Below are 24,329 nucleotides of genomic sequence, written 5' to 3'. Positions count from 1 at the left end.
CCGCCATGACCGATCAAAGCCCGCCCGCCCTCACGACCGCGCTGCGCGCCGCCGGGTTCCGGGGCGAGATCGAGACCGACCGGGCGCTGCGCACGGCGATGTCGACCGACAATTCTGTCTATCAGGTGATGCCCGATCTGGTCGTGGCGCCGATCGATGCCGCCGACATGGTCACGCTGGAACGGGTCATGGCCGCGCCGCGCTTTGCCGCCATGCCCGTCACCGCGCGGGGCGGCGGCACCGGCACCAACGGGCAAAGCCTCAGCCGCGGGGTCATCGTCGACACCCGCCGCCACATGCACCGGCTGCTGGATTTCGACGCCGCCGCAGGCTGGGCCGATGTCGAACCGGGCATGGTGCTGGACGATCTGAACGAGCGGCTGCGCCCGCATGGGGTGTTCTTCGCGCCCGAGACCTCGACCTCGACCCGCTGCACCATCGGCGGCATGGTCTCGACCGATGCCTCGGGCAAGGGCAGCCGGGTCTATGGCAAGACCTCGGACAATATCCTCGGGCTCGAGATCGCCCGGCCCGAGGGCCTGCTGTCCAGCCTCGCCCCCGCCCCCGACTGGGCCGCGCCGATGCTGGACGCGGCCGAGGCCGCCGCCCGGGGGGGCCGCGCGGCCTTCATCGCGGCGACGCCCCGGCTGAACCGCCGCTTCACCGGCTACGATCTGGACCGCGCCTGCCCCGAGCCGGGCAGGTTCGAATGGTGGCGCCTCTTCCTCGGCGCCGAGGGCACGCTGGGGCTTGTCACGAAAATCCGCGTGGCCCTGCGCCCGCTCGCGCGCGAAAAGCGCCTGCTGGTCGCGGGCTTCGGCAGCTTCCGCGACGCGCTGGCCTCGGCCCTGCCGCTGGCCGAGTTCGAGCCCACCGCCATCGAGGTGATGGACGAGCGCGTGCAGAAGCTGGCCGATGGGGCGGGCATCCTGACCCGGCTGCCGCCCGCGCTGCGCGCCAGCCGGGGCCAGCCGCTGGCCTATGTCTTCATCGAGGTCAACGGCGACGACCCGGACGATCTGCAATCCCGCCTGACCGCCTGCGAGGCCGCGATCCATGCCCTGCCCGGCGCCCGCGCGATCCACATGGCGCGCGATGCCGCCGAGATCCGCGAGCTTTGGGCGGTGCGCTCGGCCGGTGTCGGGCTTCTGGGCAAGGTCGACGGGCGCGCGCGCCCCGTGGCCTTTGTCGAGGATTGCGTGGTGCCGCCCGAAAACCTGCCCGCCTTCCTCGACGATTTCCTGGCGGTGCTGGACGCCCAGGGGCTCGAGTTCGGGATCTACGGCCATGTCGATGTCGGCTGTCTGCATGTGCGGCCCGCGCTGAACATCGACACCGACCGCGACCGCCTCGTCGCCGTCTCGGATGCGGTCTTCGAACTGACCCGCAAACATGGCGGCATCTTCTGGGGCGAACATGGCAAGGGCGTGCGCGGTGCCTATCTGCGCGACTGGATCGGACCCGAGGCCTATGCGGGCCTGCAGGGCGTCAAGGCCGCCTTCGACCCGGCCGGGCGCTGCAATCCGGGCAAGCTGGTGGGCCTTGACGCCCCCGTGCCCGCCATCGACGAAATCCCGTTCCGCCCCTTCAACGCGCCCGAGGGCGATGCGCTGACCCGCGCCTTCCGCTGCAACGGCAATGCGCAATGCCTGTCCTATGCCGCGGCGACGCCGATGTGCCCCTCCTTCAAGGCCACCGCCGATCTACGCCAAAGCCCCAAGGGCCGGGCCGATGCGCTGCGCGCTTGGCGGCAGGCGCGGCTGAAGGGCCGCGTGGATGCCGCGCTCGAGGCCGATCTGACGGCGACGCTCGACGCCTGCCTCGGCTGCAAGGCCTGCGCGTCGAGCTGCCCGGTGCAGGTCGACATCCCCGCCATGCGTGCGGCCTTCTATGCCGATCTCTATGCCCGGACGCGGCGCCCGCTGGCCGACCGGCTGATGCTGCTGGCCGAGCGGGAAAGCATGACGCTTCAGGTCCTTGCGCCGATGTTGCGCCCGGTCTGGCCACTGCTGGCCCGGATCGGGGGGGCGCTGACCGGCACGGTCGATCTGCCCAAGGCACTGGCCCCCGCCCTGCCCCGCGCCGACCGGATCGGCGCCGCCGATCTGGCCCGGCCGCTGCCCGAGGGCACGGTGATCGTCATCGAGGACTGGTTCTCGGCGCTGTTCGACGGTGCGGCCCGCACCGATGCGCTGGCCGGGCTGAAGGCGCTTGGCTACCGGCCGCGCCTGATTGCGATGCGGCCCGCGGGCAAGACCGCGCAAAGCCTGGGCGATCCGCGCTTCACGGCGATGGCCGACCGCCTCAAGCGGCATCTGGAGGCCGCCGCCGCGACCGGCGCGCCGCTGATCGGGCTCGACCCGGCGCTGGTGATGCAGCTGCGGCAGGACTATCCGCAGGCGGGCATCGCGCTGCCGCCCGTGCTGCTGCCGCAGGAGTTCCTCGCGCGCGAGATCGCCGAGGGCCGCCGCTTTCCCGATCTCGCCGCGACAGGCCCGGCACCGAGGCTTTTCACGCATTGCACCGAGGCGACCGGCGCGGCGCAGGCCGCCGCCGACTGGCGCCGGGTCTTTGCGGCCCTGGGCGTGGAAATCGACACCCCCGCCACCGGCTGTTGCGGCATGGCGGGGCTCTTCGGGCACAAGACCCGCCACCAGACCGTGTCGAAACGCCTGTTCGACATATCCTGGGCGCCGAAGATCGGGGACGAGGCGCCGGTCCTTGCCACCGGCTTTTCCTGCCGCTGCCAGACCGAGCGGCTGGCCGGGGTCCCGGCGCGTCACCCGCTGGGGCTGATCGCCGATCTGGCCGCCTGAGACCCCGCAGCCTGCCCTAATCGGGCAGGCTGTCGGCGACATGGGCCAGAAGCCCCTCGCCATTGCCGCGAATGTCGTAGATCAGGGCGTCGCGGGCGGCCGCGGCATCGCCCGCGCGGATCGCGGCGACGATCCGGCGATGGGGATGCGGCTCCCAGTTGGGCGGGATGCCGCCATCGTAGAGGTGCGACAGGATCGGCCCGCAGCGCATCCAGAGATTGGACACCAGATCGAGCGCCACCGGCTGTCCGGCCATCTCGCACAGCATCAAATGAAAGCGGGTATTCTCGCCGATCGCCTCGGCGAAATCGCCCGCATCCTGCGCCGCGATCATCCGGCGGTGCATGTCCTCCAGCGCATCGATATCCTTGGGCGCGGCCACCCGCGCCGCCTCGGCCGCGGCATTGCCCTCCAGATGCTCGCGGATGCTGCGGATCTCCATCAGGATGCCGCGGGTCAGATGCGGCACGCAGGTCCGCCCCCGCGCATCGAGCCGCAGCGCATTCTCGGCCACCAGCCGCATCAGCGCCTCGCGCATCGGTGTCGCGCTGATCCCGAATCGCTGGGACAGCGGGCGCAGCGTCAGCACCGTGCCGGGCTGCAACTCGCCCCGCATCAGCGCCTGACGCAATCCCCTATAGGCCTGTTCGCTCAGGCTTTGTTTCTCGACCGGCCTGATCCAGGCCCCTGTATCGGCCTCGCTCATCGCGTCCTCACCTCCGCTCCTCCCCGAAACTGTGTTGACATGTTGTTATAACAAATTACACATAACGTCGCAGGGCGGAAGGGGAGCCGCCGACGGCAAACGGGAGGTTGCATGTTCAAACTGTCACAGTCGCTGGAAACCGGGAAGGCAAAGCGCCACGCCCCTGACGGACCCGCCCGATGACCGGCGTCCTGTCCGTGACCGCCCCCGTTCCGGGGGGCCCCGAGGCGCTGACCCTTGAAACCCGGACCCTGCCTGCCCCCGGGCCGGGCGAGATGCGGGTCCGTGTCCATGGCGCGGGCGTGAACCGCCCCGATGCGATGCAGCGCGAGGGCAATTACCCGCCGCCGCCCGGCGCCTCCGACGTGCTGGGGCTGGAGCTGTCCGGCGAGGTGATCGAGACCGGCCCCGGCGTAACCCGCTATGCCCCCGGCGACCGGGTGATGGCGCTGGTTGCGGGCGGCGCCTATGCCGAAGAGGCCATCGTCCAGGCCGATGTCGCGCTGCCGGTGCCCGAGGGCCTGTCGATGACCGAGGCCGCGGGCATCCCCGAGACCTATTTCACGGTCTGGTCGAACCTCTTCATCCGCGCCGGGCTGAGGCCCGGGGAAACCGCGCTGATCCATGGCGGGACCTCGGGCATCGGCGTCACCGCGACGCTGCTGGCCCGGGCGATCGGCGCCGAGGTGATCACCACCTGCGGCAGCGACGAGAAATGCCGCGCCTCGGCGCAGCTGGGCGCCAGGGCCTCGGTCAATTACCGCGACACCGATTTCGTCGCCGCGGTGCGCGATCTGACCGGCGGCAAGGGCCCCGAGGTGATCCTCGACATGGTCGGCGGCCCCTACATGCAGCGCAATCTCGACCTGGTGGCCGAAGACGGGCGGATCGCCCAGATCGCCTTCCAGCAGGGCTCGCGCGCCGATCTGGACATGGGCCCGGTGCTGTTCAAGCGGCTGACGCTCTGCGGCTCGACGCTTCGGGCGCGGCCGCTGGCGATGAAGGCCGAACTGGCCCGCGAGGTCGAGGCGAAGGTGCTGCCCCTGATCCTCGAGCAGGGCGCGCGGCCGGTGATCGATTCAACCTTTGCGCTGGACCGGGTGCAGGACGCCCATGCCCGGCTCGAAGCCTCGGCCCATACCGGCAAGATCGTCCTGCTGACCCCGGCCGCCTGAGCCGGGGACGCCCCCGAAACCCGGGCCGACCGGCCGCGCGATCCGACATGCCCGGGCGCGCCACCGGCCCCCACATGACGTCAATCGAAACGGGAGGAACCACCATGACCACCAGATCCATCCTGCTGGGCACAGCGCTCGGCCTGAGCCTTGCCAGCGGCGCATTCGCCGATGTCAAGATCGGCTCGCTTTACCCCTTCAGCGGCCCGCTGGCGCTGCTGGGCGAGGAAAGCGCGCGCGGGCTCGACCTTGCGGTCGACCAGATCAACGCCGCGGGCGGCCTTCACGGCGACCGGATCGTGCTCGAGCGCGGCGATGCCGTCGACAACAACCAGGCCATCGGCGAGGCCCGCCGGCTGATCTCGCTGGAAGGCGTCAAGGCGGTCTTCGGCACCTATTCCTCGTCGCGGGTGATCGCGGCCTCGCAGGTGACGGAACTGGCCGGCATCCCCTATTTCGAGCTCGGCGCCGTCGCCGACGAGGTCACCGGGCGCGGCATGACCTATCTGTTCCGCACCAACCCCACGGCCGAGAACATGGGTATCGCCGTCATCGACATGCTGGCCGACCAGATCGCCCCCGCCGCCGGCAAGGCGCCCGAGGATCTCAAGATCGGCATCATCTACGAAGACAGCTCCTACGGCACCTCGGTCGCCGGTCACGAGGTCGCCCATGCCAAGGAGCGCGGGCTGAACGTGGTGCTGAAATCGGGCTACCCGGCCAATATCGTCGACATGTCCTCGCTGGTGCTCGACCTCAAGGGCAAGGGCGTCGACGTTGTCCTGCAGACCTCGTATCAGAACGACACGGTGCTGTTCCTCCAGCAGGCCAACGAGGCGGGTTACAAGCCGATGGCGATCATCGGCGGCGGCGGCGGCTATTCGATGCAGCCCACGGCCGACGCGGTCGGCACCGATGTGATCGACGGCGTCTATGACGTCGATTTCACCCAATACGCCATCAACCCCGACTTCACCCCCGGCATCGAGACCTTCCTCGACGCCTATCGCGCCAAATATGGCGAAGAGCCGCGCTCGGGCCATTCGCTGACCAACTATGTCGGCGCGCTCGCGGTGCTTCAGGCCATCGGCGAGGGCGAAGGCTTCGAGCCCGACCAGATCGTCGCCTCGGTCAAGGCGATGGACATTCCCGATGGCTCCACTGCGGCGGGCTATGGCGTCAAGTTCGACGACACCAACCAGAACGAGCGCGCGCGGATGATGGGCATGCAATGGCAGGATGGCAAGCTCCTGACGGTCTATCCGCCGGATGCCGCCGTCGCCGAGATCCGCCAGTCCGAGTGACCGTGTCGCGGTTGGCCGGCCCGGCGGACGGGTTCGGCTGACCGCATCGGGGGCCGACCGGCGGACCGGTCCGGCCCCCGGCTCCGGCCCTGTCGCCGGACGTCTTCCAGGATCTGCCCCGGCCCCGCTGGCCGCGCTGGCAGCGAACACCCCCCGAAACCGGCGGGGGCGGGTGCCGCCCGCCCTCCGAACGTGGCGGAGCCGACATGACGACATTCCTGCAAATCCTTCTGAACGGCCTGATGCTGGGCGGCCTCTTCGCCATCGTCAGCATCGGGCTGACGCTGATCTTCGGCATCATCAAGGTGGTCAACTTCGCCCATGGCGAATTCCTGATGGGCGGCATGTTCATCACCTGGCTGATCACCACCCAGATGGGGCTGCACCCCTATGCGGCGGTGATCGTCGTCGTGCCGGTGCTGTTCGTGATGGGCGCGCTGACGCAAAGACTGCTGATCCAGCCGCTGATGTCGGCCCGCGACGACCATATCCAGATCTTCGCCACCGTCGGCCTGTCGACCGCGCTGATCAACCTCGCGCTCCTGATCTTCGGCGCCGACATCGCCAACACCCCGCCGCATGGCCTGCGCGCGCCGCTCGAATTCGGCGAGCTGCGGCTGCTGAGCGGACAGCTGATGATCTTCGGTGCCGCCATCCTGCTGGTGATCGGGCTAGAGCTGTTCCTGAAATACACCCAGACCGGACGCGCCATCCGCGCCGTCGCCCAGAACCGCGGCGCGGCCGAGCTGATGGGCATCAATGTCAACCACATCTACGTGCTGACCTTCGGGCTCGGCGCCGCCTGCGTGGGCCTTGCCGCCGTGCTGATCGCGCCGCTTTACCCGACCTCGTCCAATATCGGCACCTATTTCGTGCTGACCGCCTTCGTGGTGGTGGTGCTGGGCGGGCTCGGCTCGATCCCCGGCGCCTTCCTCGGCGCGCTGATCATCGGCGAGGTCGATGCGCTGTCGGGCTATTACATCGGCTCGGACCTGCGCGAGGCCGTCGTCTTCGGCCTGTTCCTGCTGATCCTGATCCTGAGGCCCTCGGGCCTGTTCGGCGCCCGGCAAAACCTGTCGCACCTGTCCTGAGGCCTGTCCCATGAGCAACGAAACGACCTCCGGTCCCTCCGTGCCCGCCCCGTCGCTGCCCTGGCCCGCCATCGGCGTGGTCCTGGTGCTGGCCTCGCTGCTGCTGATCCCGCTGGGGATCGGCAACGCCTTCGTCACCCATATCTTCGTCACCATCTGCCTGATGGCGGCGCTGTCCTCGGCCTGGAACCTGGTCGGCGGCTTTGCCGGGCAGCTCTCGCTGGGGCACGCCACCTTCTACGGCATCGGGGCCTATACCGCGGTGATCCTCGTCAATCTCGGCATCACCCCCTGGATCGGCATGTTCGCGGGCGCGGGCATCGCGGCCCTTGTCGGCATGGCGATCTCCTATCCCTGCTTCCGTCTCAAGGGGCCCTTCTTCTCGCTGGCCTCGATCGCCTTTCTCGAGGTGTTCCGGGTCCTGACGCTGCATTTCTCGGACTTCACCGGCGGCGCCACCGGCAAGATGATCCCGCTGAAGCTGGGCTGGACCTGGATGGTCTTCCGCGAACGCTGGCCGTCCCTGCTGATCATCTTCGGCATGCTCTGCGCGGTGCTGGTCGTGGTCTGGGCGGTGCGCCGCTCGCGGCTCGGCTTCTACCTGATCGCCACCCGCGAACGCGAATCCGCCGCCAAGGCCGCGGGCGTAAAGACCGTGCAGGTGCGGCTGGTTGCGGTCGCCATCTCTTCGGCGCTCTGCGCGATGCTGGGCACCTTCCACGCGATCTACCTGACCTTCATCGAGCCCTCGGCGATGTTCTCGCTGACCTTCTCGATCCAGATCGCGATGTTCGCGCTGATCGGCGGGCTCGGCACCGTCTCGGGTCCGCTTCTGGGCGCCGTCCTGCTGGTGCCGCTGACCGAATGGGCGCGGGCCTCGTTCGGCGCCTCGGCGCTGGGGCTGCATGGCTTCGTCTATGGCGTCGTGCTGCTGCTGGCGGTGCTGTTCATGCCGAACGGCATCATCGGCCTGTTGCAGAAGTTCCGCCGCGCGCCGCATCACGAGCTGGACGAGGACGAGCCCACCACCCAGACCGACAGCATCAAGGCCCCCGCACAGGCCACGACGCCCCCCTCGCCCGACCGTGAGGGCATCGGCCGCGACGTGATGCGGGTTCAGAACCTCAACAAGCGCTTCGGCGGGCTGCATGTCACCAAGAACGTCAACTTCACCCTGCGCGAGGGCGAGGTGCTGGGGCTGATCGGGCCGAATGGCGCGGGCAAGACCACGCTGTTCAACATGCTCTCGGGTTTCCTGACCCCGAATGAGGGCTCGGTCACCGTGCGTGGCCCCGATGGCGGCTATCACACCCCGGTCAACCCGGCAGATTTCGCGGCCCTCGGCGTCGGCCGGACCTTCCAGATCGTCCAGCCCTTCGCGGCGATGACGGTCGAGGAGAACATCATGGTCGGCGCCTTCTACCGCCACCACGATGAACACGACGCCCGCGAGGCCGCGCGCCAGACCGCCTGGCGGATGGGGCTCGGCCCGCTTCTGCAGGACGAGGCGCGCGGGCTGACCATCGGCGGGCTCAAGCGGCTGGAAGTTGCCCGGGTCATGGCGATGGAGCCGCGCATCCTGCTGCTCGACGAGGTGATGGCGGGCATCAACCAGACCGATGTGCGCCGCGCCATCGACCTGATGCTGTCGATCCGCGACAGCGGCGTGTCGATCATCGCCATCGAGCATGTGATGCAGGCGGTGATGTCGCTGTCCGACCGCGTGCTGGTCCTGGCCGCGGGCGAGGTCATTGCCGAGGGCGACCCCCATGAGGTGGTCCGCGACCCGCATGTGATCGAGGCCTATCTGGGCAAGGAGTTCGCCAATGCTCACCGTTGAAAACATCCATGCCGGCTACGGCCCGACCTCGATCCTGCAGGATGTCAGCCTCGACGTGAAGGAAGGCGAGATCGTCACCATTGTCGGCGCCAATGGCGCCGGCAAGACGACGACGCTTCGCACCATCGCCGGGCTGATCACGCCGACCTCGGGCAGGATCACCTTCTGCGGCGAGGACATCACCCGCCTCAGGGGCGATCAGGTCGTCGACCGGGGCATCACCCTGATCCCCGAGGGGCGCCAGCTTTTCCCCGACATGACCGTGCGCGAGAACCTTCTGATGGGCGCCTATCGCCGCGCCGCGCGCGATTTTCAGGACGAACGTCTGGAGGAGGTGCTGGACATCTTCCCCCGCGTCCGCGAGCGGCTGCACCAGACCGCCTCCTCGCTGTCGGGGGGCGAACAGCAGATGGTCGCCATCGCCCGGGGCATGATGGCCAATCCGCGGCTTCTGATGTTCGACGAACCCTCGCTGGGGCTTGCGCCGATCATCGTCTCGCAGGTCTTCGAGGTGGTGCAGCAGATCGCCGCCAAGGGCACCACCGTGCTGATCGTAGAACAGAACGTCTATTCGACGCTCAAGGTCGCGCAGCGGGGCTATGTTCTTGAAAACGGGCGCGTCGTCATTTCCGAAAGCGCCGAAGACCTGCTGCAGGACGACTATGTCCGGCAGGCCTATCTGGGGATATGAGCATGACCCGCAGCGAAACCGTCCGCCCCGACTTCCGCACCCGCCTGTCGCATCAGGGCCGCCGCGTGCTGGTCACCGGCGGCGCCCGGGGCATCGGGCTGGCCATTGCCGACGCCTTCGCCGCGCGCGGCGCGACTGTCGCGCTTTGCGATCTCGACCCCGAAGCCGTGGCCCAAGCGACCGCCGCCATCGCCGCCTCCGGCACCGCCGGATCGGTCCTGCCCGTGACCTGCGATGTCTCGGATTACACCGCGCTGGCCGCAGCGCTCGAGGCCGCCGGGGGCAACTTCGACACCGTCATCAACAATGCGGGCATCTCGCCCAAGCATGACGGCGTCGCCCACAAGGTCTGGCAAATGGACCCCGCCGAGTTCCGCCGCGTGCTCGACGTGAACCTCACCGGCAGCTTCAACACCGTCCGCGCGCTGGCGCCGGGCATGGTCGCGGCCAGGCGGGGCTGGATCCTCAACATGTCCTCGGTCGCGGGCAAGACCTTCATGCCCGTGGTCGCCTGCCATTATGCCGCGACCAAATCCGCGATCCTCGGCTTCACCCGGCATCTGGCGGGCGAGCTCGGCCCCCATGGCATCCGCGTCAACGCGCTGGCGCCGGGCCGGATCGAGACGCCGATGGTCCTTGGCGTCGCCCCCGAGGTAAACGCGGCCCAGGTCGAGATGACGCCGCTGGGGCGTCTGGGCGAGCCCGCAGAGGTGGCCGAGGCCGCGCTCTGGCTCACGGATGCGGAATCGAGCTTTGTCACCGGCCAGACGATCGACGTCGCCGGCGGCCTTCTGATGACATGAGGGAAACGATGATCACCGGCAAGACCAGGGTCTGGTCCATTCTCGCCGATCCCATCGGCCATGTGAAAACGCCCCAGGAAATCAACGCGCTCTGCGCCGCCGAGGGCATCGACGGGGTGATGGTGCCGATGCAGGTCCATCCCGAGAACCTCGCCACCGTCGTCGCGGGCCTGAAGGGCATCGAAAGCCTTGGCGGCTTCGTCGTCACCGTGCCGCACAAGACGAAGATCGTCGCGCTCTGCGACCGGCTGCTGGGTGACGCGGGCCGGATCGGCGCGGTCAATGTGGTGCGGCGCGAGGCCGACGGCACGCTGACCGGCGCCATTCTCGACGGGCTCGGCTTCGTCGAGGGGCTGCGCTCGGAAGGGATCGAGCCGCGCGGCAGGAATGCCTGCCTTCTGGGCGCGGGCGGCGCGGGGGCTGCCATCGCCTTTGCCCTGGCCGAGGCCGGGGTCGCGCGCCTGACCATCGTCAACCGCTCGCAGGACAAGGCCGAGGATCTCGCCGCCCGGGTGGCCCTGGCCTATCCGGACGTGCCCGTCGCCGCCGGGGCGCCCGAGACGGCAAGCCGCGATCTGATCGTCAACGCCACCTCGCTGGGGCTGAAACCGGACGATCCGCTGCCGCTGGACGATACCGCCTTCCATGCCGGTCAGGTCGTGGCCGACGCGATCATGGACCCGGTCGAGACCCGGCTTCTGGCCACCGCCCGCGCGGCGGGCGCGCGGGTCCATCCCGGCCTGCCGATGCTGCGCCAGCAGATCCGGCTGATGGCCGAGCATCTGGGCGCCCTTCCCGGCGCGGCCCGCGATGCATAAGCCCCTGCCCGACCGCAGCCGCTTCGATTACGTCATCGTCGGCGGCGGCACGGCGGGGTGCATCCTCGCCGAGGCGCTCAGCCGCTCGGGCCGCGCCTCTGTGCTTCTGTGCGAGGCGGGCGGCGAGGCCCGGTCGCCCTGGATCACCATCCCCGCCGGGTTCTACAAGCTTCTGACCAACCCCGCCTATAACTGGGGCTTCTGGTCCGAGGCCGAGCCCGCCACCCGGAACCGCCGGATCGCCATTCCGCGCGGCAAGGGGCTGGGCGGCTCGACCCTGATCAACGGCATGATCTACGTGCGCGGCCAGCCGCAGGATTACGACCTCTGGGCGGCGCGCGGCTGCACCGGCTGGGGCTGGGCCGATGTGCTGCCGCATTTCCGCGCACTCGAACGCTGGGCGGGGCCCGACCCGGACGGCATGCGCGGCAAGGACGGCCCCCTGCCCGTCTGCGAGGTGGTCGAGAAAAACCCTGTCGGACAGGCCTTCCTCGACGCCGCCGCGGCCCAGGGCCAGCGCTTCAACCCCGACTATAACGGCGCGGGGCAAGAGGGCGTCGGCTGGTATCAGGTCAACCAGGAGCGCGGCGAGCGTCACTCGGCCGCCCGCGCCTGGCTGGCGCAGGCGCGCCGCCGCCCCAACCTGACCGTCCTGACCCATGCCCGCGCCACCCGCATCCTGCTGGAGGGCCGCCGCGCGACCGGTGTCACCCTGGCCCGTCCCGGCGGCCCGCTGACCATCCTGGCAAGCGAGGTGATCCTGACCGCGGGCGCCGTCCAGACCCCGCAACTCTTGGAACTGTCGGGCATCGGCGATGCCGACCGGCTGCGCGCGCTTGGCATCGAGGTCGTCCACGACCTGCCCGGCATCGGCGAGAACTATCTCGACCATTTCTGCACCCGCATGAACTGGCGCGTCTCGCACCCCGTCACGCTGAACGAGCTGACGCGCTTTCCCAAGGTGCTGGGCGAGGTCGCGAAATACGCGCTGAACCGGCGGGGCGTCCTGACCTACGGCACCGGGCTCGCGCATGGCTTCCTGCGCTCGCGCGAAGGTCTCGACCGGCCCGATGTGCAGTATTTCTTCATGCATGCCAGCTACGCCAATGCCGCCGAGCGCAAGCTCGACCGCTTCCCCGGCATGACGCTGGGCGTGACCCAGCTGCGCCCGCAATCGCGCGGTTCGATCCATGCCACCTCGCCCGACATCGCGGTGCAACCCGAAATCCGGCCGAATTTCCTCGATGCCGAAGAGGATCGCCGCGCCATGGTCGACGGCATGAAGCTGGGCCGCGCCATCGTCGGGCAGGCCCCCATGGATGCCTACCGGGTGCGCGAACTCAGCCCGGGACCCGATTGCCGGGGCGATGCCGACTGGCTGGAATTCGCGCGCGCCAACGGGCAGACCATCTATCACGCCGCCGGAACCTGCCGCATGGGCACCGACCCTGGCGCGGTGGTCGCTCCCGACCTGACGGTCCGGGGCATCGCCGGGCTGCGCGTGGCCGATGCCTCGGTCATGCCCGAGATGGTGTCGGGCAACACCCAGGCGGCGGTGATGATGATCGCGCAGAAGGCCGCCCAAGACCTGATCCCGGCGGGCTGAGCCCCGAAACAGCCCCCGAAACCGGATGGAGACCCATATGTATCCCGACCTGACCCTCATCCTCGGCGGCGAGGCCCGCGCCACCGCCAGCGAAGGCACGATGACCGTGTCGAACCCCGCCAACGGGCAGGACCTCGCGACGATCCCGCGCGCGGGCCGGGCCGAGGCCGAAGAGGCCGCGCGGCTGTCGCTGAAGGGCTTTGCCGACTGGTCGGCGCTGTCGCCCTACGACCGCTCGAAGGTGATGCGCCGCGCCGCCGACCTGATGCGCGAGCGCGCCGACCGGGCCGCCCGTGTGATGACGCTCGAACAGGGCAAGCCGCTGGCCGAGGCCCGGGGCGAATGGCTGGGCTCGGCCGATCTTCTGGACTGGTTCGCCGAAGAGGGCCGCCGCGTCTATGGCCGGATCGTGCCCTCGCGCGCGCCCTCGATCCATATCAGCGTGCTGAAGAAGCCCGCCGGGCCGGTGGCCTGCTTCACGCCCTGGAACTTCCCGGCCTGGAACACCATGCAGAAGGTCGCCCCGGCGCTTGGTGCGGGCTGTTCGGTGGTGATCAAGCCGGCCTCGGAAACCCCCGGCACCGCCTGGATGATCGGCCAGGCGCTGCTCGATGCGGGCCTGCCCCCGGCCGCGATCTCGGTCGTCTGGGGCAAGACCTCCGAGATTTCCGACGCGCTGATCGCGGCCCCCGAGATCCGCAAGGTCTCGCTGACCGGCTCGACCCGGGTCGGCCGCATCGTCGCGGCCCAGGCGGGCCAGCACCTCAAGAAGGTGACGATGGAACTGGGCGGCCATGGTCCCGTCATCGTCGCGGCCGATGCCGATCTCGACCGGCTGGTGCCGATGGCGGTGCAGTGGAAATACCGCAACGCGGGCCAGGTCTGCGTCTCGCCCACCCGCTTCATCGTCGACGATGCGGTGCATGACGCCTTCGTTGCCCGTCTGGCCGAGGGCGCGGCCGCGCTCAAACTGGGCGACGGGCTGGAAGAGGGCACCCAGATGGGGCCGCTGACCCAGAAGGCCCAGCTGACCCAGGTGGCCGAGATGGTCGCCGATGCCGAAGCCAAGGGCGCCAAGGTCGAAACCGGCGGCGCGCGCGTCGGCAATATCGGCAATTTCTTCGCCCCCACCGTGGTTTCGGGCATGACCCCCGAGATGCTGGCGATGACCGAGGAACCCTTCGGCCCGATCGCGCTGGTGATCCGCAGCGAGGGCCTTGAGGCATCGCTGGCCGAGGCCAACCGGCTGCCGGTGGGGCTGGGCGCCTATCTCTTCACCCGCTCGATGGAGGTTTCGCAGGAGGTTCAGGACCGGCTGAAATCGGGGATGCTGGGCATCAACCATTTCGCCCTCGCCCTGCCCGAAACCCCGTTCGGCGGCGTGCTCGATTCGGGCTACGGCTCGGAAGGCGGGATCGAGGGGATCGAGGCCTATCTCTCGACCATGACCGTCACCGCCGCGATCTGAGCGCGGCCGAGATACGGCTCAACGGAAAACGGGCCAAAGCGGCGCGGCGCTCCCTCCCGGCCCGACCGGGCTTTCCGCGCCCCGGCCCGTCCCCCGGCGCCGTCCTTCCGACAGGGAGGGCGGCGCCCCCTTCCGGAGTTCACTCCGCGCCCGGCAGCCCCGCAAGCCGGGGGGCGTGCTCCAGCGCATCCTCCCAGACCGCGCGATCGGCCCAGCAGATATGCGCCCCGGGCGCGATCCCCGGATGGCCGTCAAGGCATCCGGCCGGCACCGCCAGCCCCGCGCCCTCGGTCTCCAGCGGCAAAGCCGAGCCGCAGCGCCCGCAAAAGGCCCGCCCATGGCGGGTACCCTCCAGCCGGAAGGTCCGCACCTCTTCCCGCCCGGCTAGCCAGTCGAGCCGCGCCGCCCCCGAGAACAGCGTCGCCGCGAAGGCCGAGCCGCTGTCATGGCGGCAGCGCGCGCAATGGCACAGGAAGAAATGCTCGAAGTCGCCGGTGACGCGGAACCGCACCGCGCCGCAGAGGCAGCCGCCCTCATGCACCCCGCTCATGCGCCGCGCTCCCGGCGCCGGTACAGCTGGGTTCGTTCGGCCGCATTGCGCAGATGGCGCGCGGCGGCGGCGGCGGCGGCCTCCGGATCGCCCTCGGCAATGGCGCGGTAGATCGCCTGATGTTCGGCCTGCACCGCGTCCAGCAGATCCGACAGGTTGGCGCGGGTATTGGCGCGGGCCTTCCGGATCACGTCGCGCGCGCCGAATTCCAGATGCTTGCAGAGCGACACGAAATGCGGGTTATGGGTGGCCTCGACGATGGCCTGATGAAAGGCGAAATCCTCCTCGTCGCCCAGCTCGTCGCTGGCGATGGCATATTCCATCCCGATCAGCGCCCGCCGGATCGCCTTCAGATCCGCCGCGTCCCGGTGCAGCGCGGCCGAGCGCGTCGCCGCCACCTCGACCGCCTCGAGCAGCTCCATCACCTGCGCCAGCGCCTCGGTGCCATCGAGATCGACCCCGGCCATCCGGAAGGCCCGCGCCTCGCGATTCCCGGTGACGAAGACGCCCGACCCGGCCCGGGCCTCGACCAGCCCGTCGGATTTCAGATGCGACAGCGCCTCGCGCACCACCGCCCGCGACACCCCGTATTCGGCCGCCAGCGCGCGTTCGCTCGGCAGCCGTTCCCCGGCCCCGAATTCGCCGCCCGCAAGCCTCTGGCCCAGCCGTGCCGCGATATCGTCCGGCAGGTCCCTGCCCATGCCACCGTCCTTCCTTCGCTGTGCCGTGCCAACCGGTCAGACCGGATCGGCCAAGCCTAACACCCTTGTTGCATTGGATGAAGATACAGTCTCCCGCCGGTCTTCCCGCAAAAGGACGCAGGAGTCATGTTGACTGGTCCGACCAATTTATGCAACTGTCCCGACCAACGGCAGCCATCAGGGAGGATCGGCGATGCCCGACCGCCACCGCACGCCCCGGGCGCGCGCAACCACCTCATTCGATTTCACCGGACGGTCGCTGATCCTGACCGGCGCCAATGGCGGCATCGGCCGCGAGGTCGCCCGGATCTTCGCCGCAGGCGGCGCGCATCTTCTTCTGGCCGATCGCGATCTCGCGCCGCTCGAGGCCTTCGCCGCCACCCTGCCCGGACCGGGCGCGCGGATCTGCCAGCAGATCGACGCCGCCGATCCCGATGCCGCCCAGGCGCTGGTCGACGAGGCCGTGGCCGCGTTCGGCGGCATCGACCACATCGTGCCATCGGCCGGCATCTACCTGGCCGAACCCTTCGCGGACATGACCGATGCCGCCTGGCGCCGGACGCTCTCGATCAATCTCGACGGGGTGTTCTACCTGCTGCGCCGCGCGGTGCCGCATCTGCGTGATGGCTCTTCCATCGTCACGCTCTCGTCGATGGCGGCCTATCGCGGCGCGCTGACCAATGCGCATTACGCCGCCTCGAAGGGCGCGATGGTGTCGTTGACCCGCAGCCTCGCCCACGAGCTGGGGCCCGCGACCCGCGTCAACGGCATCGCGCCCGGCATCATCGAGACCCCGATGATCGGCGATTACATGAAGACCCGGGCCGAGGCGACGCTGGCCAACACGCCCCTGAAACGGCTGGGCCAGCCCGGGGAAGTGGCCGCCGCCATCGCCTTTCTCTGTTCCGACGCGGCCGGGTTCATCACCGGCGAGACGCTGCAGGTCAATGGCGGCCTGCACATGGCCTGAGGAGAGACCCATGACCGATTTCCAGGGAAAACGGGTGCTTGTCACCGGCGCGGGCCGGGGCCTTGGCGCCGCCATTGCCGAGGGCTTCGCCGAGGCCGGGGCCGAGACGCTTCTGGCCGATATCGACCCGGAAACGCTTGCCGCAACCGCGGATGCCCTGAGCGCGCGTGGGCTGACGGCCCGCGCGATCCCGCTCGATGTCACCGACCGCGCGGCCGTCGAGGCGCTGGCGGCAACGCTTGACGGGCTCGACGTGCTGGTCAGCAATGCGGGCGTCGCGGGCCGCGCCGCCTTCGACGAGCCTGCCCAGGCCGAGGTCTGGGACCGGGTGATCGCCGTCAATCTGGGCGGTGCCTTCAACGTGGCCCGCGCCCTGACCCCGGCCCTGATCGCCCGGCGCGGCAATGTGGTGCAGCTGTCTTCGGTCGCGGGCTTCGTCGCGGGCGGCTCGACCGCCGGTTACGTGACCTCCAAGGGCGCGATCCGCTCGCTGACCCAGGCCATGGCCCGCGATCTGGCCCCGCACGGCGTCCGCGTCAACGCCGTCGCCCCCGGCATCATGGACAGCGAGATGGCCAATGCCCAGCTCGCCCGCCCTGGCGGTGCCGACTGGTTCCTGACCCGCGCCATGCTGGGCCGGATCGGGACCCAGGCAGAACTCGTCGCCCCCATCCTCTTCCTCGCCTCGGACCGCGCAAGCTTCATCACCGGCACCGTGCTGCCCGTCGATGGCGGCTTCCTCGCCGCCTGACCCCCTATCCCCGGAGCCCCCTCATGCCCGATTTCACCGACCTCACCCCGCTGGCCCCCTGGCGCGAGATCCGCGCGACCGAGGCCGACCGCACTGCGCTCGACCCCGAGACCGGGCGCACCATGCTGTCCCAGCTCTGCCTGATCCGCGCCTTCGAGGAAAAGGTGCTGGACCTCGCAGGACGCGGCCTCGTCCATGGCCCCGCCCATTCCGCCATCGGCCAGGAAGGCGGCGCTGTCGGCTCGGCGCTGGCGATGCGGCCGACCGACCAGGTCAACGGCTCGCACCGGGCGCATCACCAGTTCCTGGCCAAGGCGCTGGCCTATGTCGCCGAGGCGGGGATCGACCCCGAGGCCGAGTTCGACGGCGAGATCCGCGATCTGTCGAAGAAGACGCTCGCCGAGATCATGGGCCTTGCGCAGGGCTTCTGCCGGGGCCGGGGCGGGTCGATGCATCTTCGCTGGGCCGAGGCCGGAAACCTTGGCACCAATGCCATCGTGGGCGGCGGCGTGCCGATGGCCGCGGGCGCGGCCTGGGCGCATCAGCAGGCCGGAACCGGCGATGTCGTCTACACCTATTTCGGCGATGGCGCGGTCAATATCGGGTCGGTTCTCGAAACCATGAACCTGGCCGCAGCCTGGAAACTGCCGATCTGTTTCTTCATAGAAAACAACCGCTACGCCGTCTCGACCCATGTCAGCGAGGCCACCGCCGAGCCGCGGCTTTCGGCCCGGGGCCTCGGCTTCGGCATCCCCGCCTTCAAGGTCGACGGGATGGATGCGCTGTCGGTCCTGATCGCCTCGCATGAGGCCAACCGGATCATGCGCGCGGGCGAGGGTCCGGTGGTGATCGAGGCCGATCTCTACCGCTATTTCCACCAGAACGGCCCCCTGCCCGGCTCGGCCTTCGGCTATCGCGACAAGGCCGAAGAGGCCGAATGGCGCGCCCGCGACCCGATCGAGGGGCTGGCCGGGCTGTTGCAGACCCGCCAGATCATCGGCGAGGACGCGGTGGCGGGGCTGCGGGCCCGCTGCGCGGCGATGATGGAAGAGATCGCGGGCGAGCTGACCGAGACCGTCGAGGGCAAGACCCGGGTCATCCCGTCGCTCTGGCCCGAGGAAAGCTTCCGCGATGCCGGGCTGCGCGGCGATCTGAGCGAGATGGACGGCGCCCGCTACGAGGAAGAAGACAGCTTCTCGGGCGCGCTCGATGCCAATGCCAAATTCATCGACGCGGTGGCCAATGTCATGCACCGGCGAATGGACACCGACGAGCGCATCGTCGTGCTGGGTGAGGATGTGCACCGGCTGAAGGGCGGCACCAACGGCGCGACGCGGGGGCTGTCGCAGGACTTCCCCGACCGCTGCCTCGGCACCCCCATCGCCGAGAACGCCTTTACCGGGCTGGCCGCCGGGATGGCCGCCGATGGCCGCGTGCGCCCGGTGATCGAGTTCATGTATCCCGATTTCATGTGGGTCGCGGCGGATCAGGTCTTCAACCAGATCGGCAAGGCGCGGCACATGTTCGGCGGCGACAGCCCGATGCCGCTGGTGCTGCGCACCAAGGTCGCGATGGGCACGGGCTACGGCTCGCAGCATTCGATGGACCCGGCGGGCATCTTCGCCACCGCCCCGGGCTGGCGCATCGTCGCGCCCTCGACGCCGTTCGACTATGTCGGGCTGATGAATTCGGCGCTGCGCTGCGACGACCCGGTCTTGGTGATCGAACATGTCGATCTCTACGCCTCGAAAGGCGCGGCCCCCGTCGACGATCTCGATTACTGCATCCCGCTCGGCAAGGCCAAGGTGGTGCGCCCGGGCGCGCGGCTGACGATCCTGACCTATCTGGCCATGGTCGAGAAGACCCGCCAGGTGGTCGAGGATCTGGGCGTCGATGCCGAGATCATCGATCTGCGCAGCCTCGACCGCGCCAGCCTCGACTGGGAAACCATCGAGGCCTCGATCCGCAAGACCAACAATGTGCTGATCGTCGAGCAGGGCGCGCGCGGCACCTCCTATGGCGGGATGCTGGCCGACGAGCTGCAGCGCCGGGTCTTCGACTGGCTCGACCAGCCGGTGCAGCGGGTGACGGGCGGCGAGGCCTCGCCCTCGATCTCGAAGGTGCTCGAAGCCGCGGCCTGTGCCCGTCCCGCCGATATCGCCCGGGCGATCCGCGCGGCGATGGCCGATCAGGGCCTGCCCCTCGCCGCCGAATGACCGCCCGCGCCCACAGAGCCTGAACCCACGGACAAGGAGATCGACATGGCCACCGAGCTTACGTTGCCCGCGCTTTCGGCCGGGATGGAAGATGCCGTCATCGCCGCCTGGCTGGTCGCCCCCGGCGACCGGGTCGAGAAGGGCCAGCCGCTGGCCGAGGTCGAGACCGACAAGGCCACGATGGAGCTTGAGGCCGAGGCCGAGGGCCGCGTCGGCCGCCTCGCCGTCAAGGCGGGCGCCCGGGCCGATGTCGGCCAGGTGATCGCGGTCCTGCTGGCCGAGGGCGAGTCCCTTCCGGAGGACTCGGCCCCCGAGCCCGCCCCGGCTGCGCCAGCCCCGGAACCAGCCCCCGCCGCGCTGGCCCCCGGCATGACCCCTGCGGCCGACCCCGACCGCCCCCGCGCCTCGCCGCTGGCCCGTCGGCTGGCGACGCAGGCCGGGCTGACGCTCGACGGGCTGTCGGGCTCGGGGCCGAAGGGCCGCATCGTCCGGGTCGATATCGAGCGACTGATCGACAGCGCGCCACCCCAAACCACGGCCGAAACCATGGCGGTATCCGCGCCCGAAACGGCCCCGATTCCGCCCGGCCTCGGCCCCTATGAGGCGCGGCCCGTCTCGCAGATGCGCCGCACCATCGCCCGCCGCCTCGTCGAGGCCAAGCAGACCATCCCGCATTTCTACCTCGAAGCCGAGGCCGATCTCGAGGCGCTGCTGACCCTGCGCACGCAGGTCAACGACGGCCGCGAGGGCGCCGCGCGGATCTCGGTCAACGACTTCATCGTCAAGGCCGCGGCCCGTGCGCTCGCCCGGCTGCCCGAGGCCAATGTGATCTGGCGCGGCGACGAGATCTGGCAGCTTTCGACCATCGATATCGCGGTCGCGGTCGCCACCGATGGCGGGCTGATGACGCCGATCCTGCGCGGCGCCGACCGGATGAGCCTCGGCACGCTCTCGGCCGAGATGAAGGATCTGGCCGCCCGCGCCCGCGCCGGCACGCTGAGACCCGAGGACTATCAGGGCGGCGGCTTCTCGGTCTCGAACCTCGGCATGTACGGGGTGCGCAGCTTCTCGGCCATCGTCAATCCGCCGCAAAGCTGCATCCTCGCGGCGGGCGCAGCCGAACGTCGCCCCATAGGGCGGGGCGATCAGATCGTGCTGGCCCCGGTGATGAGCCTGACGCTCTCGGTCGATCACCGCTCGGTCGACGGCGCGCTCGGGGCGCAGCTTCTGGCCGAAATCCGGAAGGGGCTCGAAGACCCGATGTCGCTTTTGCTCTGACCGGCCCCGGCCGATCAGACCGAGCCGGTCAGACCCCGTCGATCAGGATGTCGAGCGCGCGCTTCAGCGCGTCGCGCGCCTCGGCCAGCGACCCGACGCGGTCGCGCAGCTCGGCCCCCGGGACCGCGGCCAGTTCCTGCACGCGGACGATATAGGCCGCGCCCGCGATCTCGACGCGCGGCGTCAGGCCCGGAAAGGCGGCATAGCGCCCCGCCTCGCGCAGGGGCGCCACGAGGCGCGAGGCCTCGATCCCGATCAGATCGGTCTGCAGATCGACCACAAGCAGGTCGCCCGCCAGGCGGTAGACATCGAACTGCGCCATCCCCTGCCCCGCTCAGAAGCTGCGGTAGCGCGCCAGCGGCAGCCCGGCCGTGCCGACCTCGTCCGCATAGGCCTCGATGGCAGCGCGGTTTTCCTCGCGCCAAAGCCGGTTGCGCTCGGCCCGCGCGGCGGCGGCGATGGCCTCTTCGGCCAGCCGCGACATGTTCAGCCCCAGCGCCCGCGCCTCTTCGGACACCGCCGAATCGATGGTCAGGTTCACCTTGACACGCCCCATCTATCCTCTCGCTTCATGCGCATGGCCCGCACGCATCCTACAGGCGCCCGCCGCGTCAGGCAAGATCCGGGCAAGATCGGGGCCGCGCCCCCGCCGCCGCAAACCTTCCCCGCGGGGAAGGTCCCTGCCCCGCCGCCGGGGTCACTCCAGCCGGTCCAGCATCTGCCGCACGGCCTCTTCCAGCCGCCGCCGGTCGATGGTCGAGAAGTCCCGGGGCAGGCGGATCTCCAGCCGCCCGTCGGCGGCGGTACAGCGCGCCCGCCCCTCCTTGCGGTTCAGCTGAAAGCTGGTCTTGGCCTTGCTGCCGCCCGCCCGTTTCGGCGCGGGCTTCGGGGCGGCGCGCGGGTCCTCCTCGGCCCCGGCCTCGACACCAAGCTGCTGCCGGATCGCGGCCAGCTCGTCGGCCACGGTGCGCCCCTCCCAACCCTTCAGCGTCTCGGCGATGGCGGCGCGGCACTCCGGGTCCTCCTCCAGCCGCTGCGCCAGCGCCAGCCCCAGCGCGCGCGGCAGCTCCTCGGGATAGGCCAGGATGCCCTTCATCCGCTCGACCACCTTGATGAAGCCGCGGATATAGCTGCGCTTCTGGTAGCGGGCCGACTTGAACAGCAAGGCCACCGCGCGGTCGGGATCGGTCTCGGGGGTCGCGGGATCGGCGGCGTAATCGACCGCAAGCTGGGCCATCTCGTAGAACGAGATGTCCTTGCGCACCAGGTTCTCGTCGACCATCCGGCGATAAAGCGTCTCGATCCCCTCGCCCTCCGGCATGACCGCGGCCGGGATCGTGCCCCAGGCCTCGGCATCGCCGGTCTCGGCCAGCAGCGCCTTGTAGGCCGCGAGACGCCGGTAGCCCTGGATCAGTTCATACCGCCCCTGCCCCGCCGCCTCGACCCGGATCGGGTTCGACAGCCCGATCGAGACGATCGAGGCCTTCAGATCCTCCAGCTCGGGGTCCGCGCCGGGCTTGCGGTCGCGCACCAGCTTGGCGGTATCGACCGCCTCCAGCGGAATGCTCTCCAGCACCAGACCAAGCCGTTTCAGCCGCACATGCTCATGGGCCAGCGCGTCGTTCTCGGCCCGGATCCGGGCCTCGATCTCTTGCCGTTCGCGGGCCGAATGGGCGGTTTCGCCGATCGCCGTGGCCATCGGGCCGCGGCGGCGCGCGGCCCCGGACGGGTCACCGACCTTCCCCGCGGGGAAGGTTTTCGTCTCTGGCACGGCCGCGGGCGTTTCGGCGCCCGGCGGGTTCGGGACCTCGGCCGACCGTTCGGCGGGCAAGTCCTCGGGCATGTCGATATCGAACATGCGGCGTTTCTTCCTGACCATCGGCGTCTCCTCAGATCTTGTCCCAGCCGGCCAGCACGGTGCCGCGGAACTCTTCATAGGCGCGGTCGAAACTGGCCCTGGCGCGGCGCCAGGTTTCGCGGGTCATGTTGCGGTAGTCGATCTCGTAGACCGAACTCAGGAACCGCCCCGACTGCTCGACCGCGCGGGTCATCTCGACCGGATGCGTGGTCACATGATCGCCGAAAACCTTGCGGAAGGCTTCCAGCATCGCGCGGTGCAGGTCGTTGCCGGGCTCGTAGCGAGTCATCAGAAAGCGGATGTCGACGAAGGATTTCGGCAGCGAAACCTTCCCCGCGGGGAAGGTGCTTCCGAATCCGGCGGCCAGATCCTCCAGCGCCTCGGACAGCTGCCCGATGAAGGACGTGGTGCTGTCATATTCCCAGTAGCCCGGCCCCGAGGGGATATACAGCATGTCGGCCGCGAAGACCGCGTTCATCGACTGATAGCCGATGGCGGGCGGGCAGTCGAAAAGGATCAGGTCGTAATCGTCGTCCGCGATCCCGTCGAGATAGCGCGAGACGGCGGCGAAGAAGGTCCATTCCGGGTTCAGGTGGCGGTACTGGGCGCTGGCGAACTCGACGAAGGCCGCGTTGGCGCAGGAGGGCACGATGTCGATCGTCGACCAGCAGGTCTTCTGGATGAAATCGGCATGGCGCAGCTCGTCGAGCCCCATGTCGCGCAGCGAGGCGGGCAGCTTGCGCTCGGGCAGGGCGGTGCCGCTGGCCGCCCCCGTGACCGCCGAGTTCATCCGGTCGGTCTCGCGGATCAGGTCGCGCGCCATGATCCCCCAGACGGTGTAATCCTCGCTGACATCGGTCAGCCCCATGGAATGGCTCAGCGTCGCCTGCGGGTCGAAATCGACGACCAGCACCCGGTAGCCGTCGAGTGCGGCGGCATGCGCCAGATGCAGCGCCACGGTCGACTTGCCCGCGCCGCCCTTGAAGTTCGCGACCGCGGCGCGGAAGGCGCGCTTGCCCGGCGGGCGCGGCGGCATCAGGCTTTTCCGGTTGGCCTTCATCCGGCGGCGCAACTCGTTGATCTCTTCGAGCGAGAACCAGCGCTGGCGCCCGTCCTCCTCAACCTCGCCGCCGGGAAGGCTGGGATCGGCGGCCAGTTTGCCGCGAAAGGTCGACTGGTTGATCTTCAGGATCAGCTCGGCCACCTCCCAGGACGAGAAGCGGCGCAGCTGCTTGGAGTTCTCCGGGCTGAAGGTGTGCTGCCGGATCCATCCCTGCATCTTCAGGGACTGGGACTGGAGCCGGGCCAGATCCGTATGGGTGTACATGCTCTGCCTCAACGCAAATTGGGTTCTTATCCTGAAATACGCCCAATCTTGCAAAAATGCAAAATCCAAGTTACCTCTGCCGCAATCTTCCCCGCGGGGAAGGTTTCGCCTGTCGGTTGGGCACGGCCACCGCGGCTCCGGGCGAATCGGCGTCCCGGCCGACCGGGGCAGGGCCCCGCCAAGGCGCGGCCGATCTAGGGGACAGCCGCGTGGCGACCTCTACGGATTGGGGGACAAAACCGCGATTCAAGGGGACAGTCAGGGTGACCCCCAATACCAGAGATACCCTGAGTCAGTCTTTCGAAATCGGGATCGCCGGCCGCCGTTGCGCCCGCCGCTTGACAGAATCGAAACCCCGGA

The 24,329-nt window shown here is 69.5% G+C and carries 21 protein-coding genes; 14 read left to right on the top strand and 7 right to left on the bottom strand.

Annotation, left to right across the window (positions count from 1 at the left end; all coding sequences use genetic code 11):
* The first annotated feature begins 5 nt into the window (after positions 1 to 5).
* Positions 6 to 2,816, top strand: coding sequence for an FAD-binding and (Fe-S)-binding domain-containing protein (locus BYZ73_RS11950; RefSeq protein WP_112316125.1), 2,811 nt, complete (start codon positions 6 to 8; stop codon positions 2,814 to 2,816).
* Between the two features lie 16 nt (positions 2,817 to 2,832).
* Here the strand turns inward: BYZ73_RS11950 and BYZ73_RS11945 are convergent, their stop codons facing one another.
* Positions 2,833 to 3,522, bottom strand: coding sequence for a GntR family transcriptional regulator (locus BYZ73_RS11945; protein WP_112316124.1), 690 nt, complete (start codon positions 3,520 to 3,522; stop codon positions 2,833 to 2,835).
* Between the two features lie 179 nt (positions 3,523 to 3,701).
* On the opposite strand from BYZ73_RS11945, the gene BYZ73_RS11940 reads away from it, so the two are divergent.
* From BYZ73_RS11940 to BYZ73_RS11900, 9 genes are all read left to right on the top strand, one after another.
* Positions 3,702 to 4,697, top strand: a complete 996-nt coding sequence (locus BYZ73_RS11940) for an NAD(P)H-quinone oxidoreductase (protein ID WP_112316123.1) — start codon at positions 3,702 to 3,704, stop codon at positions 4,695 to 4,697.
* A 104-nt stretch (positions 4,698 to 4,801) separates the two neighbouring features.
* Positions 4,802 to 6,001 (top strand): ABC transporter substrate-binding protein, encoded by a 1,200-nt coding sequence (locus BYZ73_RS11935; protein ID WP_108027910.1) that lies wholly within the window; start codon positions 4,802 to 4,804, stop codon positions 5,999 to 6,001.
* A 206-nt stretch (positions 6,002 to 6,207) separates the two neighbouring features.
* Positions 6,208 to 7,092 (top strand): branched-chain amino acid ABC transporter permease, encoded by an 885-nt coding sequence (locus BYZ73_RS11930; protein ID WP_112316122.1) that lies wholly within the window; start codon positions 6,208 to 6,210, stop codon positions 7,090 to 7,092.
* 10 nt (positions 7,093 to 7,102) lie between these two features.
* Complete coding sequence (locus BYZ73_RS11925; RefSeq protein ID WP_112316121.1) at positions 7,103 to 8,932, top strand: branched-chain amino acid ABC transporter ATP-binding protein/permease; 1,830 nt, start codon at positions 7,103 to 7,105, stop codon at positions 8,930 to 8,932.
* A complete protein-coding gene (locus tag BYZ73_RS11920; protein ID WP_108027907.1) occupies positions 8,919 to 9,623 on the top strand; it encodes an ABC transporter ATP-binding protein in 705 nt (234 codons plus the stop codon). Before BYZ73_RS11925 ends, BYZ73_RS11920 begins: the two co-directional genes overlap by 14 nt.
* 2 nt (positions 9,624 to 9,625) lie before the next feature.
* Positions 9,626 to 10,426, top strand: coding sequence for a 3-oxoacyl-ACP reductase FabG (fabG, locus tag BYZ73_RS11915; RefSeq protein ID WP_112316147.1), 801 nt, complete (start codon positions 9,626 to 9,628; stop codon positions 10,424 to 10,426).
* The gene (locus BYZ73_RS11910) at positions 10,423 to 11,244 is read left to right on the top strand and encodes a shikimate dehydrogenase family protein (protein ID WP_220086830.1); all 822 of its coding nucleotides are present in this window, start codon (positions 10,423 to 10,425) and stop codon (positions 11,242 to 11,244) included. The genes fabG and BYZ73_RS11910 overlap by 4 nt, the downstream gene beginning before the upstream one ends.
* Positions 11,237 to 12,850, top strand: coding sequence for a GMC family oxidoreductase (locus BYZ73_RS11905; protein ID WP_112316119.1), 1,614 nt, complete (start codon positions 11,237 to 11,239; stop codon positions 12,848 to 12,850). Before BYZ73_RS11910 ends, BYZ73_RS11905 begins: the two co-directional genes overlap by 8 nt.
* A 25-nt stretch (positions 12,851 to 12,875) precedes the next feature.
* Positions 12,876 to 14,318, top strand: a complete 1,443-nt coding sequence (locus tag BYZ73_RS11900) for an NAD-dependent succinate-semialdehyde dehydrogenase (RefSeq protein WP_245943128.1) — start codon at positions 12,876 to 12,878, stop codon at positions 14,316 to 14,318.
* A gap of 139 nt (positions 14,319 to 14,457) precedes the next feature.
* Here the strand turns inward: BYZ73_RS11900 and BYZ73_RS11895 are convergent, their stop codons facing one another.
* Together BYZ73_RS11895 and BYZ73_RS11890 are read right to left on the bottom strand one after the other, a co-directional pair.
* Entirely contained in the window at positions 14,458 to 14,868 is a 411-nt protein-coding gene (locus tag BYZ73_RS11895) for a GFA family protein (protein ID WP_112316117.1), read from the bottom strand.
* Positions 14,865 to 15,569: a FadR/GntR family transcriptional regulator gene (locus tag BYZ73_RS11890; protein WP_112316116.1), complete on the bottom strand. Its 705-nt coding sequence runs from the start codon at positions 15,567 to 15,569 to the stop codon at positions 14,865 to 14,867. The genes BYZ73_RS11895 and BYZ73_RS11890 overlap by 4 nt, the downstream gene beginning before the upstream one ends.
* Positions 15,570 to 15,762: 193 nt before the next feature.
* Between BYZ73_RS11890 and BYZ73_RS11885 the strand changes: the two genes are divergently transcribed.
* The 4 genes from BYZ73_RS11885 to BYZ73_RS11870 are packed head-to-tail and all read left to right on the top strand — an operon-like array spanning position 15,763 to position 20,784.
* Positions 15,763 to 16,539: an SDR family NAD(P)-dependent oxidoreductase gene (locus tag BYZ73_RS11885; RefSeq protein WP_112316115.1), complete on the top strand. Its 777-nt coding sequence runs from the start codon at positions 15,763 to 15,765 to the stop codon at positions 16,537 to 16,539.
* 10 nt (positions 16,540 to 16,549) lie between these two features.
* A complete protein-coding gene (locus BYZ73_RS11880; RefSeq protein WP_112316114.1) occupies positions 16,550 to 17,290 on the top strand; it encodes an SDR family NAD(P)-dependent oxidoreductase in 741 nt (246 codons plus the stop codon).
* A 23-nt stretch (positions 17,291 to 17,313) separates the two neighbouring features.
* Positions 17,314 to 19,506: an alpha-ketoacid dehydrogenase subunit alpha/beta gene (locus BYZ73_RS11875; protein ID WP_112316113.1), complete on the top strand. Its 2,193-nt coding sequence runs from the start codon at positions 17,314 to 17,316 to the stop codon at positions 19,504 to 19,506.
* Between the two features lie 45 nt (positions 19,507 to 19,551).
* A complete protein-coding gene (locus BYZ73_RS11870; RefSeq protein ID WP_112316112.1) occupies positions 19,552 to 20,784 on the top strand; it encodes a dihydrolipoamide acetyltransferase family protein in 1,233 nt (410 codons plus the stop codon).
* A 28-nt stretch (positions 20,785 to 20,812) separates the two neighbouring features.
* Here BYZ73_RS11870 and BYZ73_RS11865 read toward each other — a convergent pair whose 3' ends face one another.
* From BYZ73_RS11865 to BYZ73_RS11850, 4 genes are all read right to left on the bottom strand, one after another.
* The gene (locus BYZ73_RS11865; RefSeq protein ID WP_112316111.1) at positions 20,813 to 21,106 is read right to left on the bottom strand and encodes a CcdB family protein; all 294 of its coding nucleotides are present in this window, start codon (positions 21,104 to 21,106) and stop codon (positions 20,813 to 20,815) included.
* Positions 21,107 to 21,118: 12 nt separating this feature from the next.
* Positions 21,119 to 21,340 carry a type II toxin-antitoxin system CcdA family antitoxin gene (locus tag BYZ73_RS11860; RefSeq protein ID WP_112316110.1) on the bottom strand — a complete coding sequence of 74 codons (222 nt, stop codon included), beginning with the start codon at positions 21,338 to 21,340 and terminating at the stop codon, positions 21,119 to 21,121.
* A gap of 141 nt (positions 21,341 to 21,481) precedes the next feature.
* A complete protein-coding gene (locus BYZ73_RS11855) occupies positions 21,482 to 22,663 on the bottom strand; it encodes a ParB/RepB/Spo0J family partition protein (RefSeq protein WP_112316109.1) in 1,182 nt (393 codons plus the stop codon).
* A gap of 10 nt (positions 22,664 to 22,673) precedes the next feature.
* Positions 22,674 to 23,969, bottom strand: a complete 1,296-nt coding sequence (locus BYZ73_RS11850; protein ID WP_075787733.1) for an AAA family ATPase — start codon at positions 23,967 to 23,969, stop codon at positions 22,674 to 22,676.
* Positions 23,970 to 24,329 lie beyond the last annotated feature (360 nt).

It is taken from the genome of Rhodovulum viride, from assembly GCF_003265965.1.
In the GTDB taxonomy this organism is placed as follows: Bacteria; Pseudomonadota; Alphaproteobacteria; order Rhodobacterales; family Rhodobacteraceae; genus Rhodovulum; species Rhodovulum kholense.
Note: the sequence above shows the minus strand (reverse complement) of the source record. Positions and strands in the feature narration are given on the sequence as shown.